Source organism: Aquitalea aquatica (genome assembly GCF_013911085.1).
In the GTDB taxonomy this organism is placed as follows: domain Bacteria; phylum Pseudomonadota; class Gammaproteobacteria; order Burkholderiales; family Chromobacteriaceae; genus Aquitalea; species Aquitalea aquatica.
The window spans coordinates 1-13,541 of sequence record NZ_JACERN010000010.1 but is presented as its reverse complement, the minus strand read 5'-3'; the positions used below and the strand labels follow the sequence as shown (position 1 = coordinate 13,541).

The 13,541-nt window shown below is 60.0% G+C and carries 14 protein-coding genes; all 14 read left to right on the top strand.

Features of this window, described 5'->3' with window-relative positions; genetic code table 11:
• The first annotated feature begins 10 nt into the window (after positions 1–10).
• Entirely contained in the window at positions 11–652 is a 642-nt protein-coding gene (gene hisH / locus H2Z84_RS02880) for an imidazole glycerol phosphate synthase subunit HisH (protein WP_124644159.1), read from the top strand.
• A 19-nt stretch (positions 653–671) separates the two neighbouring features.
• Entirely contained in the window at positions 672–1,415 is a 744-nt protein-coding gene (gene hisA, locus H2Z84_RS02875; RefSeq protein ID WP_181834648.1) for a 1-(5-phosphoribosyl)-5-[(5-phosphoribosylamino)methylideneamino]imidazole-4-carboxamide isomerase, read from the top strand.
• A gap of 62 nt (positions 1,416–1,477) precedes the next feature.
• On the top strand, positions 1,478–2,245 hold the full coding sequence (hisF, locus tag H2Z84_RS02870; protein WP_103524733.1) for an imidazole glycerol phosphate synthase subunit HisF: 768 nt from the start codon (positions 1,478–1,480) through the stop codon (positions 2,243–2,245).
• Positions 2,242–2,634 carry a phosphoribosyl-AMP cyclohydrolase gene (gene hisI / locus H2Z84_RS02865; RefSeq protein ID WP_103524732.1) on the top strand — a complete coding sequence of 131 codons (393 nt, stop codon included), beginning with the start codon at positions 2,242–2,244 and terminating at the stop codon, positions 2,632–2,634. Before hisF ends, hisI begins: the two co-directional genes overlap by 4 nt.
• Positions 2,635–2,758: 124 nt before the next feature.
• Positions 2,759–3,079: a phosphoribosyl-ATP diphosphatase gene (locus tag H2Z84_RS02860; protein ID WP_103524731.1), complete on the top strand. Its 321-nt coding sequence runs from the start codon at positions 2,759–2,761 to the stop codon at positions 3,077–3,079.
• Between the two features lie 22 nt (positions 3,080–3,101).
• Positions 3,102–3,425, top strand: coding sequence for a histidine triad nucleotide-binding protein (locus H2Z84_RS02855; protein ID WP_059286604.1), 324 nt, complete (start codon positions 3,102–3,104; stop codon positions 3,423–3,425).
• Positions 3,426–3,483: 58 nt separating this feature from the next.
• Positions 3,484–3,687, top strand: a complete 204-nt coding sequence (gene tatA / locus H2Z84_RS02850; RefSeq protein WP_181834647.1) for a Sec-independent protein translocase subunit TatA — start codon at positions 3,484–3,486, stop codon at positions 3,685–3,687.
• A gap of 15 nt (positions 3,688–3,702) precedes the next feature.
• Positions 3,703–4,215 carry a Sec-independent protein translocase protein TatB gene (tatB, locus tag H2Z84_RS21575; protein ID WP_181834646.1) on the top strand — a complete coding sequence of 171 codons (513 nt, stop codon included), beginning with the start codon at positions 3,703–3,705 and terminating at the stop codon, positions 4,213–4,215.
• Positions 4,212–4,955, top strand: coding sequence for a twin-arginine translocase subunit TatC (gene tatC / locus H2Z84_RS02840; RefSeq protein ID WP_181834645.1), 744 nt, complete (start codon positions 4,212–4,214; stop codon positions 4,953–4,955). The genes tatB and tatC overlap by 4 nt, the downstream gene beginning before the upstream one ends.
• The gene (locus tag H2Z84_RS02835; RefSeq protein WP_103524727.1) at positions 4,952–5,299 is read left to right on the top strand and encodes a DUF2069 domain-containing protein; all 348 of its coding nucleotides are present in this window, start codon (positions 4,952–4,954) and stop codon (positions 5,297–5,299) included. Before tatC ends, H2Z84_RS02835 begins: the two co-directional genes overlap by 4 nt.
• Before the next feature lie 230 nt (positions 5,300–5,529).
• A complete protein-coding gene (locus H2Z84_RS02830; RefSeq protein WP_181834644.1) occupies positions 5,530–7,698 on the top strand; it encodes a type I secretion system permease/ATPase in 2,169 nt (722 codons plus the stop codon).
• Positions 7,698–9,107: an HlyD family type I secretion periplasmic adaptor subunit gene (locus tag H2Z84_RS02825; RefSeq protein WP_181834643.1), complete on the top strand. Its 1,410-nt coding sequence runs from the start codon at positions 7,698–7,700 to the stop codon at positions 9,105–9,107. Before H2Z84_RS02830 ends, H2Z84_RS02825 begins: the two co-directional genes overlap by 1 nt.
• Complete coding sequence (locus H2Z84_RS02820) at positions 9,104–9,712, top strand: helix-turn-helix transcriptional regulator (RefSeq protein ID WP_181834642.1); 609 nt, start codon at positions 9,104–9,106, stop codon at positions 9,710–9,712. Before H2Z84_RS02825 ends, H2Z84_RS02820 begins: the two co-directional genes overlap by 4 nt.
• Before the next feature lie 177 nt (positions 9,713–9,889).
• Positions 9,890–13,541, top strand: a 3,652-nt coding sequence (locus H2Z84_RS02815; RefSeq protein WP_181834641.1) for a retention module-containing protein, incomplete at its 3' end; no start/stop codon positions are given.

Genomic DNA, 13,541 nt, shown 5'->3' with positions numbered 1-13,541 from the left:
TAGGGGCATGATGAAAGTCGCAGTAATCGACTATGGCATGGGCAATCTGCACTCGGTGCTGAAATCCATCCAGGCAGTCAATGAGACGGGGGCGGATATTTTCCTCAGCCGCGACCCGGAAGCCATCGTCAAGGCAGACAAGGTGGTGTTTCCCGGCCAGGGTGCCATGCCGGACTGCATGCGCGAGCTGAACAGCTACGGTCTGGCCGAAGCCGTACGTGAAACCACGCAGACCAAGCCGTTTTTTGGCATCTGCGTGGGTGCCCAGTTGCTTTTCCAGCACAGTGAAGAAGGCGATACGCCCGGACTTGGCTTGTTTCCGGGCAATGTGGTCCGTTTTTCGGCTAACCTGACTGACGCCGCTGGCGAGCGCCTGAAGGTGCCGCACATGGGCTGGAACCGCGTTTACCAGACTGTATCCCATCCGCTGTTTGCCGGGATCGAGGATGGTGAGCGTTTCTATTTTGTCCACAGTTACCATTTCGCCCCGGCTGATGCAGCGCTGACGCTGGCGGAAAGTGAGTACCCGGACAGGTTTTCCTGTATCGTCGGGCGTGGCAATATCTTTGCGACGCAATTTCATACCGAAAAGAGCCACCGTGCCGGACTTCAGATGATGAAGAACTTCCTGGCATGGGACGGCAGTGTTTAACTTACGTTGATCTAGCACCATGCTGCTTATACCCGCTATCGACCTCAAGGATGGTCAATGCGTACGCCTGAAACAAGGCGTTATGGACGATGCCACCGTGTTTTCTGACGATCCGGTCAAGGTGGCCACTCACTGGCGAGACCAGGGAGCCCGTCGTCTGCATCTGGTTGACCTGAACGGTGCCTTTGCCGGCAAACCCAAGAACCTGAACATCATCCGCTCCATCCTGCAGGAAGTGGGCGATGACATGCCGGTTCAACTGGGTGGCGGCATTCGCGATCTGGACACCATCGAAAAATACCTCGACATGGGCCTGTCCTACGTCATCATCGGGACGGCGGCGGTGAAAACCCCCGGTTTCCTGCATGATGCCTGCGATGCCTTCCCCGGTCAGGTGATTGTCGGCCTGGATGCCAAGGATGGCATGGTTGCCATCGATGGCTGGGCCAAGATCACCAATCACAATGTGATTGACCTGGCCAAGCGCTTCGAGGACTACGGCGTCAATTCGGTGATCTACACCGACATCGGCCGCGACGGCATGATGAACGGCGTCAATATCGAAGCCACCGTCAAGCTGGCACAGGCACTAACCATCCCGGTCATCGCCTCTGGCGGCCTGACCAATCTGGATGATGTGCGCAATCTGTGCGCGGTGGAAGACGAAGGCATCGAAGGCGCCATCACCGGACGGGCCATCTACGAGGGCAGCATTGATTTCGCTGCCGCACAGACGCTGGCCGACTCACTGTCCGAGGCCTGATCCTGCCTTAAACCCCAGCTTGGCCGAAGACTCTTCGGCCAAGCTTTTTTTGTGTCGTGAACATGACTCTGGCCAAACGCATTATTCCCTGCCTGGACGTGACTGCCGGTCGCGTCGTCAAGGGCGTCAACTTTGTCGGGCTGCGCGATGCCGGCGACCCGGTGGAAATCGCCCGTCGCTACAACGAGCAGGGTGCGGACGAACTTACCTTCCTGGACATTACCGCCAGCTCTGACGACCGTGATCTGATCCTGCATGTGATCGAATCGGTAGCCGAGCAGGTGTTCATCCCGCTGACGGTGGGTGGTGGCGTGCGCAAGGTGGAAGACATCCGCCGCCTGCTCAATGCCGGTGCTGACAAGGTGAGCATCAATACCGCCGCCGTGACCAATCCGGATCTGGTGCGAGAAGCTGCTGCCAAGTTTGGCAGCCAGTGCATCGTGGTGGCGGTGGATGCCAAGGCGGTGACCCCGGAAAACGACCGCTGGGAAGTGTTTACCCATGGCGGGCGCAACCGTACCGGCATCGATGCAGTCGAGTGGGCGCAAAAAATGCAGGAATACGGTGCCGGGGAAATCCTGCTCACCAGCATGGACCGCGACGGCACCAAGATCGGCTTCAATCTGCCGCTGACCCGTGCCGTGTCCGAAGGGGTGGGCATTCCGGTGATTGCCTCTGGCGGCGTGGGCAATCTGCAGCATCTGGTGGATGGTGTGAAGCTGGGCAAGGCGGATGCCGTGCTGGCCGCCAGCATTTTCCACTTCAGTGAATACACCGTGCGCGAGGCCAAAGAGGCCATGCGTGATGCGGGCATCGAGGTGCGGCTATGAGCAACTGGCTGGATGAAGTCAAATGGGATGCCCAGGGCCTGGTGACCGCCATTGCCCAGGACAGTGCCACTGGCCGTGTGCTGATGGTGGCCTGGATGAACCGGGAAAGCCTGCAACTGACCGCTGACACCGGCATTGCCCACTACTGGAGCCGTTCGCGCCAGAAACTGTGGAAAAAGGGTGAGGAGTCCGGCCACTTGCAAACCGTGCAGGAGCTGCGACTGGACTGTGACGGCGATGTGATCGTGATGCAGATCCAGCAAGCCGGTGGCATTGCCTGCCATACCGGTCGCGAAAGCTGCTTCTATCGCCGTTTTGAACAGGGCGGCTGGACGGTGGTGGATGCCGTGCTCAAAGACCCGGATGCCATCTACCAGCACAAGCATTGAGTTGCGCCGCATCAAACCGCGCTCAGCCACGGCCGCTACAATGGCAGCCCATGCCAAGCGCTAACGGCCGATGTCCGAATCGGCCTATACTTGCCGAATTCCCAGTATGCAAAGGTGAAGCATCATGACCTTCGATGTGCTCAAGACGGTTGCCGATACGCTGGAAGCCCGCCGTGAAGCGAGCCCCCAGTCCTCTTATGTCGCCTCGCTGTTTCACAAGGGCGAAGACGCCATTCTGAAAAAAGTGGCAGAAGAAGCCGCCGAAACCCTGATGGCCTCCAAGGACAAGGACAAGCTGCATCTGGTGCGCGAAGTGGCTGACCTGTGGTTTCACACCATGGTCTTGCTGGCTTATCATGGCCTGCGCCCGGAAGATGTGCTGATGGAGCTGCATCGCCGCGAGGGCATTTCCGGCATCGACGAAAAAGCCTCCCGTCCTTCCTGAACCCTTCGTACAGGACCAAGTAATGAGTGACTGCATTTTCTGCAAGATCGCCGCAGGGGACATCCCTTGCAACAAGATTTACGAAGACGCCGATGTCGTCGCCTTTCATGACATCCGCCCGATTGCGCCGGTGCATTTCCTGATCATTCCCAAGTTGCATGTGGCCTCGCTGGCCGACTGTGGCCCGGAGCACGAAGCCTTGCTGGGCCGCATCATGGGTCTGGTGCCGAAGCTGGCAGCAGAGCAGGGCATGAGCGCCGGCTTCAAGACCGGCATCAATACCGGGCGTGGCGGCGGCCAGGAAGTGTTCCACCTGCATGTGCATGTTTTCGGCCACAAGGGCTGAACGGTTTTGATGGTGCGCCGCTTGTCGGCGCGCCAGACTATTTGGAAAGGAAGTGGCAATGGGTTCTTTCAGTATCTGGCACTGGCTGGTGGTGCTGTTGATCGTGGTGCTGATTTTCGGCACCAAAAAACTGAAAAACGTGGGTGAAGACCTGGGCGGCGCGGTGCGCGGCTTCAAGGAAGGCATGAAGGGCGAGAACGACAAGGCCGATAAGCCTGCCGAATCTGGCCGCATCATCGACAACGAATCCGACAAGAAATAACCCACAGGGCGCGCCGTGTTCGATATCAGTTTTGGTGAGATCCTCCTGATCGGCATCGTGGCCCTGGTGGTGCTGGGGCCGGAGCGGCTGCCCACCGTGGCCCGTACGCTGGGTGCGCTGGTGGCGCGGGCGCAGCGTTTCGTTGCCAGCGTCAAGGCCGACATCCATCAGCAGGCCAATCTGAGCGGGCTGGATGGCCTGCGCAACGATATCCAGGATGCGGCCAACAGCTTCAAGTCGCAGATGGAAAGCGAAGTGCAGGGCGTGCGCCAGGTGATGGCCGAGCAGTCCGCCCAGTTGCAACAGTTATCCGGTGAGGCCAGCGCTCCATTTGTGGAGGCCGAGCGCAGCATTCACGGCGCGCTTGATCTAGAAGCACCTGCCGCGCCGGCTGCCGTGGCGTCGGCCCTGGTGGTGGAAAACAGTGCGGCCGAACCGCCAGCGCGCGACGAAAACCAGCTCGACCTGTTTGATGATCCTCCTCCGGCTGCTGCGCAGCCTGCTACCGAATCCCGCCCTCACGCATGAACGAACAACCTCTGCTTGTCCACCTGCTGGAATTGCGTACACGGCTGGTGCGCGCGATTCTCGGCCTGCTGCTGGTGTTTCTCGGCCTGTTTCACTGGTCTGGAGACATCTACCATCTGCTGGCCAAGCCGCTGCTGGATGCGCTGCCCAATGGCGGCAGCATGATCGCCACCGAAGTTACCGCCACCTTTTTCGTGCCGATGAAGCTCACCATGCTGGTGGCCTTCCTCATCTCGCTGCCTAATACCCTGTATCAGATCTGGGCCTTTGTGGCCCCGGGGCTGTACAGCCATGAAAAGAAGCTGATCCTGCCCTTGGTGGTGGCCAGCGTGCTGCTGTTTTTGCTGGGGATGAGTTTTGCTTATTTCCTGGTGTTTCCGGTGGCATTTCACTTCTTTTCCATGATGACGCCCAGCGGGGTGAGCATGATGACGGACATCGACAAGTATTTGTCCTTCGTCATGGGCATGTTCCTGGCCTTTGGCGTCACCTTTGAAGTCCCCATCATCGTCATCGTGCTGGTGCGCATGGGAGTGGTGTCGGTGGCCAAGCTGCGCGAGGGCCGGCCTTATGTCATCGTCGGCGCCTTCGTGGTGGCTGCGGTGGTGACTCCCCCCGATGTCTTGTCGCAAACCATGCTGGCGGTGCCGCTGTGGTTGCTGTACGAAGTAGGCATCATCATGGCGGCATTCATGGCGCGTCCCGCGTCGGTCGAACCCGCCGGAAATCAGGAAAAATGAACCGCAAACTGTTTCACTATGGAGCCACCGCCAGTCTGGTGGCGCTGATTCTGCTGACCCTGGCCTGGGAGCTGTGGCTGGCACCGCTGCGGCCGGGTGGCTCGTTTCTGGCACTGAAAGCGGTGGTGCTGCTGGCCCCGCTGATGGGCATCCTGAAAGAGCGGCTGTATACCTATCAGTGGTCCAGCATGTTCATCCTGGCTTTCTTCACCGAAGGCATCATGCGCAGCTGGGCTGACCATGGCCTGTCGCAGACGCTGGCCTTGTGCGAGGTGGCCATCAGCGTACTGTTTTTTGCCTGTGTGCTGGGTTTTGCCCGTACTTTCAAACGCCCGGCACATTGAGTGCTTGCTGCGGTAATTGATCGAAAACCTGTCTTTAATGGCAGGTTTTTGTTTTTAGCGGCGGATTTAAATAAAGTGATGAAAGTCTGTAGAGAATTTTCTTGTTTTTTTAATCAATTATTTTAATTATTTGAAAGAATTTGCCGATATAAAAGCTTCCATTAGAATGTCGGCATTAACGGCGACCCGCTAAACAGCCGCCAACAACAAAAGCATAGTGAGGGCAGCGCATGCATTCCCCTTCCACGGAACCGCAACATAGCTCCATTCCCCTGCAGGCAACTCATCTGGACCCCTTGCTGGATTGCCTGTTCGCTCTGGCGCGTTCCTATGGCATCAATGCCACCCGTGAATCGCTGGTGGCCGGTATTCCCCTGATCAACAACCGGCTGAATCCCTCGATGTTTTCGCGCTCGGCGCGGCGCATCGGCCTGACTTCGCGCGTGGTGCGCCAGCCGCTGGACAAGCTGCGCGAGCAGCTGCTGCCGGCAGTGCTGCTGTTGCACGGCGACGAGGCCTGCATTCTGCGCGGCATCGACCGCGAAAGCGGCATGGCGCGGGTGAGTTTTGCCGAGCTGACCGAAGCGGAAACCAGCATCCCGCTGGCTGATCTGGCGGAGAAATATGCCGGTCTGGCTATTTTCGTGCGGCCACGCTTCAATTTTGAACGGCGGGCGCCCGAGCTGGGTGAAATCCGCTCGCGCCACTGGTTCTGGCAGACGGTTTACGGCGGCCTGCCGCTGTATCGCGATTCGATGATTGCCGCCTTGCTGATCAACCTGTTTGCGCTGGTCATTCCATTGGTGTCGATGAATGTCTACGACCGCGTGGTGCCAAACATGGCGACGGAAACGCTATGGGTACTGGCCATTGGCGGCCTCTTGGCGCTGATTTTCGACTTCCTGCTGAAGATGACCCGCGCTTATCTGATTGATCTGGCCAGCAAACGGGTGGATGTGACGCTGTCCAGCCTGATCATGGAACGGGTGCTGGGTATCCGCATGGAAGCGCGGCCGGCCTCGGTGGGGGCGTTTTCGTCCAATTTGCGTGCCTTTGAAACGGTGCGCGATTTCATCGCCTCGGCCTCCATCACCGCGCTGATCGACCTGCCTTTCGTGCTGATCTTCCTGCTGGCCATCCTGTGGGTGTCGCCGCTGCTGACCTTGCCGGTGGTAGTGGGTGGGGTGCTGATGATCGTGTTTGCCTTGCTGATCCAGGAAAAGATGAAGGAGCTGACCGAAGCCACCCTGCGTGCCTCGGCCCAGCGCAATGCGCAGCTGGTGGAGAATCTGGCCGGCCTGGAAACCATCAAGATCCTGGCGGCGGAAGGCCAGCAACAAGGGCGCTGGGAGCAGGGCACCTTGTATCTGGCCCAGGTGGGTGCGCGGCTGAAGCTGCTGGCGACCTCGGCCAATACCTTTGCCGGCTTCATCACCCAGCTGGTTTCCATTGTGATGCTGGTGCTGGGGGTGTACCAGATCATGGATGGCAATACCTCGCAGGGTGGGGTGATTGCGGCGGTGATGTTGTCTGGCCGTGCCATGGCACCGCTAGGCCAGCTGGTGGGGCTGCTGACCCAGTACCACAATGCCAAGACCTCGCTGTCTTCGCTGGATGGTTTCATGAAAATGCCGGTGGAACGCGAGCAGGATGCCAACTTCTTCCATCGCACCAGTTTTAAAGGTGAGATCGAGTTCCGCAATGTGTCCTTCAGCTACCCGGACAATCCGCAAGTGGCCTTGCGCAATGTGTCATTCAAGATCAAGGCGGGTGAGCGGGTGGCCATCATCGGCCGTGTCGGCTCCGGCAAGACCACCCTGCAAAAGCTGATTCTCGGCCTGTTCCGGCCTACGGAAGGTTCGGTACGGGTTGACGGCATCGATATCAACCAGATCGATCCAGCCGAATTGCGCCGCCATATCGGCTATGTGCCGCAGGATTCTGTGCTGTTCTATGGCACCTTGCGCCAGAACATCGCCATGGGTGCACCGCATGCGCACGATGCCAGCATTGCCGCCGCTGCCGAACTGGCCGGCCTGGCCGAGTTCATCAATGGCCATCCGCAGGGTTTTGACATGATTATCGGCGAGCGCGGCGACTCGCTGTCCGGCGGCCAGCGCAAGGCGGTCACCATCGCACGAGCCCTGCTGAATGCACCGCCCATTCTGTTGATGGATGAGCCGACCAGCAATATGGACAACAGCACCGAAAACCAGATCAAGCAGACGCTGGTGAAGGTGATGGCCGGCAAGACCATGATCATGGTGACCCACCACAATGCCTTGCTGGACCTGGCAGACCGGCTGATCGTGATCGATAACGGTGCCATCGTGGCCGACGGCGAAAAAGCCGCGGTGATTCAGGCATTGCAGCAGGGCCAGGTAGGGAGGGCGAATTGATGAAAACGACCTGGAAGCAAAAGCTGCAAGGCTGGATTCAGCGCGGGCAGGATAAAACCTCGCCCTACTGGGACAAACTGATGGACTGGGCCGCCGCGCGCGACCTGCAAGACCGCTTGGATTTTGCTACCGACGGCGATTGGGCCATTCTGGAGCAAAGCCCGGGGCGGCCACGGGTATTTGTCTGGACCATGCTGGGCTTGCTGGTGGTGGCGTTGCTGTGGGCCGGTCTGTCGCAGATTGATGAAGTGGCCCGTGGCGAGGGCAAGGTGGTGCCGGTTTCGCAAAACCAGCATATCCAGAGCCTGGACGGTGGCGTGGTCTCCAAGATTCTGGTGAAGGAAGGCCAGATCGTGCAAAAAGGCCAACTGCTACTGAATATCGACAATACTCGCTTTGTTTCCTCGCTTAACGAAAACCAGGCGCAGTACCTGTCCCTGCTGGGCAAGGCGGCGCGCTTGCGGGCCATTGCCAATAATGTGCCGTTCGAACTGCCCAAGGAAGTGAGCTCTCAGGCACCGGATGTGGCCAAGCAGGAAATGGATCTGTACCTGACCAAGCGCCGCGAACTGGAAGCCACGGTATCCATTGCCCGCCAGGAACTGACCCAGCGCTCACAGGAGCTGAACGAGGTGCGCGCCCGCTACGAACAGGCGCAGCAAGGCTATCAGCTGACCCAGCGCGAGTTGGCTGTTACCAAGCCGCTGAAAGAATCTGGTGCGGTATCCGATGTCGACCTGCTACGCCTGCAGCGCGATGTGTCGCGTTATCTGGGGGAGCGCGATATGGCAGGAGCGCAGATTCCCAAGCTGCAGGCCGCCATCAGCGAAGCCAACCACAAGATTCAGGAAGTGGAGCTGAATTTTCGCAATCAGGCCAGTGCTGATCTGTCCGACACCATGGGCAAGATCAACAGCCTGTCCGCCGGTAGCTCTGGCCTGGCCGACAAGGTGAAGCTGTCCGAGGTGCGTTCGCCGGTAAAGGGTGAGGTCAAGCGCCTGTTCGTCAACACCATTGGTGGTGTGGTACAGCCAGGCAAGGACATTCTGGAAATTGTCCCGCTGGAAGATTCGCTGATGATCGAAACCCGGGTTTCGCCACGTGACATCGCCTTCCTGCGCCCAGGTCAGCGCGCCATGGTGCGCTTTACCGCCTATGACTACACCGTTTACGGTGGTATGGAGGGCAGCCTGCAGGAAATTGGTGCCGATACGGTGACTGATGACAAGGGCAATGCCTTTTATATCGTCAAGGTGCGTACCAAGCAGGGCGCGCTGGGCGAGAAGCACCTGCCCATTATTCCGGGCATGGTGGCCCAGGTGGATATCATGACTGGTAAGAAGAGCATTCTTTCCTACCTGTTGAAACCGGTGCTGCGCGCCAAGGCAGAGGCTTTGACCGAACGATGAGCAACAGTGTGATCCTGATTACCGCCAGCCCGGCGCTGGCCGACTACTGGGCCGACAGCCTGGGCCTGCAAGATGCCTTGCGCCTGGCTGATCTGGCGGCGCTCAACCACCATGCCGTGGCGGCCGACAGCCTGGTGCTGGTAGATCTGGCCCAGCAAAACGTGGTGGAGCAGGACATCGTCCAGGCCTGCCGACATTGCCGGGTGCTGGCGCTGTCCTCGCAGCCCAGCGATGCAGAAGGCTTGTACTGGCTGCAATGTGGCGCGGTGGGCTATGCCCATGCCATGAGCACGGGTGACCTGCTACTGCAGATGTTCGAGACGGTAGCCGCTGGTGGTACCTGGGTGGGCCGCAGCATCATGCAGCAGTTGTGCGCCCGCTTTGGCAGCCGTCTGCCTGCGACGCCAACCTCGCCATTGGCAGCCAAGTTGTCCGAACGCGAGCTGGCGGTGGTAGAGGCGCTGCGCCAGGGCAAGGCCAATAAGGAGATTGCCCGCTTGCTGGATATTTCCGAGCGCACGGTCAAGGCACACCTGACATCGGTATTCCAGAAATTCGGGGTAGAAGACCGGCTGCAGCTGCTGCTGAAGCTGACCGGCGGCTAGTCTTCCCCCTGCTCAGCGTGCAAAGCCGTAGTGCCTGCTTGGTACTGCGGCTTTGTTTTTAAACGATGTCAGGAAGTTTCTGAAAATAATTAGGAAATTGCCCTTCAGTACAATAGGTTTTTCCCAGCCGCCTGACTAATCTGGGCGCAATACTTATTGCGTCTTCAGGAGTCAGTTATGAATGCCCCCGCGATCCAAGGTCAGGTTGTTGCCATCCACGGTGTTGTCAAAGTCATCGATGCCCAAGGGCACGAGCGCATCCTGAAGGCGGGCGACATCATTCAGCCGGGCGAGCATGTCGTGCTGCTGGATGGCGCCACACTGACCGTATCCCGCGCCGGGGGGGACAGCATCACGGTGGATGGCCCGCGTGATCTGGCACTGACTGACGAAACCCTGACACCGCAAAGCACCGACAAGAGCGAGGCGGCCGTAGCCAAGCTGGCCCCGGAAGCACAACAAGTATTGGCCGCCCTGGAAAACGGGCAGGACCCGCTGGCACAGCTCGACTCCGCTGCTGCCGGTTTGAATGCTGGCGGCGCTACTGATGAAGGCAGCCACGGCTTTGTCCGTCTGATGCGCATCAGCGAAACCCTCAACAGCCTCAGCCTGGACAGTAACGCCACGACGGAAGTCCTTGTACCCACCGTACAGGGCGACACTTTCAGCACCACGCCTGTGCAAGCAGTTGCCGCTGCTACGCCCATCAGCGTATCCATCGACAATATCAGCGCCACCAATAATGCCACCCCCACCATTCACGGTACCGGCATTCCCGGCCTGACCGTCGTGGTGAGCAATGCTGCCGGCACCGTGATTGGCAGCGCAGTCGTGGGCAGTGACGGCAACTGGAATTTGACGCCGTCGTCGCCGCTGCCGGATGGGACCGACACCCTGATTGCCACCAGCACCAATGCGGCCGGTTCTTCCGCCAGCGCTACCGGTACTGCGATCATCGATACCACACCGCCGGCAACGCCGACGGTAACCATCACCGAACATAATGATCCCAACGGCGTGATTGGTGCTGGTGATCTGGTCAATGGCAAGGTGGAAGCCACCGTCAAGCTGGATGCCGCCGATCTGGCCAAGAACGGCAGCGCCACCATCGTGGTCAACGATGGCGGCCATATCACCACGCTGGTGGTACACAGCGATGGCAGCGTGACCGGTGCCGACGGCACGGTCAGCGGCAGTTACAGCAATGGCACGGTTACCATCAGCATGACCCCGCCGGCACAGGACGCAGCGGTCACCATCACCGCCACCCAGACCGATGGCGTAGGCAACACATCCGGTCAGGGTAACGACAGTGGCAAGCTGGATACCGTGGCACCGAGCGCGCCGACGGTAAGCATTGCCACCGATACCAACCACGACGGCTTCATCAACAAGACCGAGCAAGGCAGTTCCACCACCGATACGGTAAACATCGGCCTGCCGAGTGATGCCAAGGCGGGCGATACGCTGAATGTCACCATCAATGGCGTGGCGCAGCCAGGTCATGTGCTGACTGCTGCTGAAATTACTGCAGGTCAGGTTGTTCTCACTCCGGCAGCGCCGGCCGATGGCGCTACGCTGACGGTAACTGCCACCATCACCGATCCGGCTGGCAATACGTCGGCCAGCGGCAGCAGCACTGCCCAGCTCGACTTGAGCGCCACCATCACCATCGGCAACGATGGCTCGGGCGGCGATCACATCTACAACAAGGCTGAAAGCACGGCTGTTGTGGTCAGCGGCAGTACCGGCAGCGTGGAAGCCGGCCAGACCGTTACTGTCACCTTCACCGACAGCCAGGGCCATACCGCCACCACCACCGCTACCGTTGATGGCAACGGTAACTGGACGGCCAACCCGGCCAACCTGTCCGGCCTGACGGATGGCAGCATCAGTGTCAGCGCCAGCGTCAGCGACAAGGCCGGCAACACCGCCACCGCCAACACCGATACCGGCAGCGGCCAGCCGGGCGAGGGTCTGGATACCACCGCCCCGTCGGCCCCGACCGTGGTCATCGCCACCGATGCCAATAACGACGGCTTCATCAACAAGGCCGAGCAGGGCAGCGCCACCACCGATACGGTGAACATCGGCCTGCCGGCAGATGCCAAGGCTGGCGACACACTGAACGTCACCCTCAATGGCGTGGCCCAGCCGGGTCACGTGCTGACTGCAGCTGAAATTACTGCAGGCCAGGTCGTCCTCACTCCGACCGCTCCGGCCGAAGGTGGCACGCTGACGGTGGCCGCTACCATCACTGACGTGGCAGGTAATACCTCGGCCAGCGCCAGTGACAGCGCCAAGCTGGACACCACCGCGCCGTCGGCACCGACTGTGGTCATCGCTACCGATGCCAACAACGACGGCTTCATCAACAAGGCCGAGCAGGGCAGCGCGACCACCGACACGGTGAACATCGGCCTGCCGGCAGATGCCAAGGCTGGCGACACGCTGAACGTCACCCTGAATGGCGTGGCCCAGCCGGGTCATGTACTGACTGCTGCTGAAATCACTGCGGGTCAGGTCGTTCTCACTCCGGCTGCACCGGCCGATGGCGCTACGCTGACGGTAACTGCCACCATCACCGATCCGGCTGGCAATACGTCGGCCAGCGGCAGCAGCACTGCCCAGCTCGACCTGAGCGCCACCATCACTATCGGCAACGATGGCTCGGGCGGCGATCACATCTACAACAAGGCTGAAAGCACGGCTGTTGTGGTCAGCGGCAGTACCGGCAGCGTGGAAGCCGGCCAGACCGTTACTGTCACCTTCACCGACAGCCAAGGCCATACCGCTACCACCACCGCTACCGTTGATGGCAACGGCAACTGGACGGCCAACCCGGCCAACCTGTCCGGCCTGACGGATGGCAGCATCAGTGTCAGTGCCAGCGTCAGCGACAAGGCCGGTAACACCGCCACCGCCAACACCGATACCGGCAGTGGCCAGCCGGGCGAAAGCCTCAACACCGCCGCCAGCATCAGTATTGGTACCGATGGTGCTGGTAACGATCACGTCTACAACAAGACCGAAAGTGGTGACGTGGTAGTCAGCGGCAGCACATCTGGTGTGGAGGCCGGCCAGACCGTCACTGTCACCTTCACTGATAGCCAGGGCCATACCGCTAGCACTACCGCTACCGTTGATGGCAGCGGCAACTGGACGGCCAGCAGCGCCAACCTGAGTGGTCTGGTGGATGGCAGCGTCACCGTCAAAGCCGACGTCACCAGCGTGGCCGGTAATAGTGCCAGTGCCAGCATCAGCGACAGCAAGGACACCACCGCCACCATCACCATCGGCAACGATGGCTCGGGTGGCGATCACGTTTACAACAAGGCTGAAAGCGGCGCCGTCGTCATCAGTGGCAGCACTGGCAGCGTGGAAGCCGGCCAGACCGTCACCGTTACCTTCACTGACAGCCAGGGCCATACCGCCACCACCACCGCTACCGTTGATGGCAACGGCAACTGGACGGCCAACCCGGCCAACCTGTCCGGCCTGACGGATGGCAGCATCAGTGTCAGCGCCAGTGTCAGCGACAAGGCCGGCAACACCGCCACCGCCAACACCGATACCGGCAGTGGCCAGCCGGGCGAAAGCCTCAACACCGCCGCCAGCATCAGCATTGGTACTAATGGTGCTGGTAACGATCACGTCTACAACAAGACCGAAAGTGGTGACGTGGTAGTCAGTGGCAGCACCTCTGGTGTGGAGGCCGGCCAGACCGTCACTGTCACCTTCACTGATAGCCAGGGCCATACCGCTAGCACTACCGCTACCGTTGATGGCAGCGGCAACTGGACGGCCAGCAGCGCCAACCTGAGTGGTC